This is a genomic window from Mycobacterium sp. IDUB_19, assembly GCF_055419445.1.
In genome coordinates this window covers 1-2,722 of record NZ_JBVAXR010000110.1, presented here as the reverse complement: position 1 = coordinate 2,722, position 2,722 = coordinate 1, and the positions used below count along the sequence as shown (strand labels likewise).

Sequence of the window (2,722 nt, the reverse complement as noted above, 5' to 3'; positions counted from 1 at the left end):
ATGTTCATCGAGTCTGTACATCGGCTAGACGACGTCGGAGTGGTCGTTACGCACGCGTCGCGCGGGACCTCGCAAGATGACTTTGAAGCTGAGTGGCGGCAGATCACGCTCTTCACCGTCGATGGCGATTTGTGCAACCGCTGCGAAATCTTCGACGAAGCAAACCTTGACGACGCGCTCGCGCGGTTTGCCGAACTTCAAACGCAGGCGCGGCGGGCTGAAAACACGGCAAGCCAAGTGGCCGAACGCTTCCTGGGACACTTCGCTGTGAGCGACTGGGATGCGATGGCGGAGATCCTGGCCGATAGCTTTTTCAATGACGATCGCCGTGCGCTCGTGAGCTTTGGAGTCCTACACGGTCGAGACGCCCAGATGGCGAACATGCGGGCAATCGCCGAGCTTCTGTCCACAGACGTCACGTCGACCGTCATCGCGACGCGCGCCGCGCGCCTTGTCCTCGTGCGCCTCGGCTTCTCGGTCCGCGGCCAAGGTCCGGATGCGTTTCAGATCGAGGTGCTGGGCGTGGTTGGGATCGATACCGAAGACCGAATCGCAGCATTCGTTGTATTCGACACCAACGACTTTGAGGGGGCCACCGCCGAGCTTGACGCTCGATACCTCGCCGGCGAAGGGGCCGTTTACTCCCACACGTGGTCGGTCATCTCGCAGGCATACGCCGCGCTGAACCGGCGCGCGCTCCCTGCGACGACGCGGGACTGGACGAGCGTCGACCATCGCCACTTCGGCACAATCGAGCCAAATGCGTTGACCCCGAATATCCGTGCCTTTTGGGACATCACGTCGGAAGCCAGAATCGACGTCGCGACCGTGCACCGATTGACCAACCTCGGAGCGGTCGTCGCCCACGCAACGCATGCGACTTCGCAGGAAGGCGTCGAAATCGAATCCGGCGAGATCATCATTCTGATGGTCGACGGCGACCTACTCAGCCGCTGCGAAATCTTCAATGATGCGGACCTCGACGCCGCGCTCGCCCGCTTTGAGGAGCTGCATCCGCGGGCCCGGCGGGTCGAAAACGCGGCAAGCCAGGTCTGCGAAAGCCTTCAGGCTTGCATGGCAGGTCACGACTGGGCCGGTATCTTTGCCATCGCGGCAGAAGACATCGTTACTGACGATCGCCGTCGGGTAATTGGCGCGGGGGTCCAGCGGGGTCGAGATGCAAACGTCGCGAACATGCGGGCCAGCTTCGACATCGGAATCGAGAACGTGGCGTCGACCGTCATAGCGACCCGCGGCGAGCGCCTCGTACTCGATCGTGTCCGTTTCTCGGGGCGCGACCAGGCGCCAGAGCCATTTCACACCGAGATACTCCGCGTTGTCGAGATCGACACCGGTGAGCGGATCGCGGCAGCTGTGTATTTCGACCCCGACGACATCGACGCCGCCTTCGAGGAGCTCGAAACCCGTTACCTCGCTGGCGAAGCCGCAGCGCACTGCCACACTTGGTCGGTTATCACACGGTTTAACGCCGCGTTCAACCGGCACGAAATACCCGCGACGGATTGGGTCACTATCGACCACCGGCGACTTGTAACGGCCGACACGAGTGATCCTCCCGCATTAATCCGCGAGGTCTGGGACATCACGCCAGACCTCAGCCTCCACATCGAGGCGGTCCATCGGCTCAGCAGTCTCGGAGCGGTCGTAACGCGTGAGTCCCATGGAACCTCGAAGGAAGGCTTTGCTGCCGAGTGGCGGATGATTCAACTTCTGACTGTCGAGGGTGACCGGGTAGACCGTTCTGAGCTATTCGACGAAGCCGAACTCGACGCCGCGCTTACCCGTTTTGACGAACTACAGCCGCAGGCGCCGCGTCTCGAGAACGCGGCAAGCCAACTAGGCCAGCAACAACTGGCGCACTTCGCAGCCCGCGACTGGGCCGCAATGACAGAACTACTGGCCGACGACACCTACACAGACGATCGCCGTCGGGTCGTGAACGCCGGTAACCAACACGGTCGAGACGTCGACGTTGCAACCATGCGAGCCCTCGCCGACCTCGGAGTCACACATATTGCGTCGACAGTCATTGCGACCCGCGGCGAACGCCTCGCCCTCACCCGTTCCCGCATGTCGGGCCGAGATCAGCGGCCCGATGCGTTCTACACCGAGGCGCTCAGCATCCTCGCGATCGACGCCGACAGCCGTGGCAAAGCAAAGGTCGTGTTCGACCCTGACGACATCGACGCCGCATTCGAGGAACTTGATGCTCGGTACCTCGCTGGCGAAGCATCCGCGCACGCGCACATGTGGACGCTCGTCACACGCGCATACGAAGCACTCAACAGACGCCAACTCTTTAAGACCACGGTGGACTGGGTGAATATCGATCACCGCCGAGTCGCATCAATCGCAGCCGGTGATCTGAGCGCATACCTTCTTGCGACATGGGAACTCTCGCCGCAGTCCAGCATCCGCATTGAGGCTGTGCATCGGCTAAACGAGGTCGGAGCAGTCGTCACCCACCTGATCGAAGGGACCTCACAACAAGGTTTCGATGCCGAGTGGCGCACGATCGCCCTCTCCACTTACGAAGGCGACAAGCTCAACCGCTGCGAGCTTTTCGACGAGGCAGACCTGGACGCCGCGCTCGCCCGCTTTGACGAATTACAGCCGCAGGCGCCGCGACTGGAAAACGCGGCAAGCCAAGTGGTCGAGCGCTATTGGAAGTACTTCGGCGCCCGCGAGTGGGCCGCATTGG

At 61.9% G+C, this 2,722-nt stretch carries 1 pseudogene; it reads left to right on the top strand.

Going from position 1 to position 2,722, the window contains the following annotated elements:
- Positions 1-39: 39 nt before the first annotated feature.
- Positions 40-2,722 (top strand): annotated as a pseudogene (locus ACZY0B_RS27130) (BTAD domain-containing putative transcriptional regulator); the annotation flags it as partial.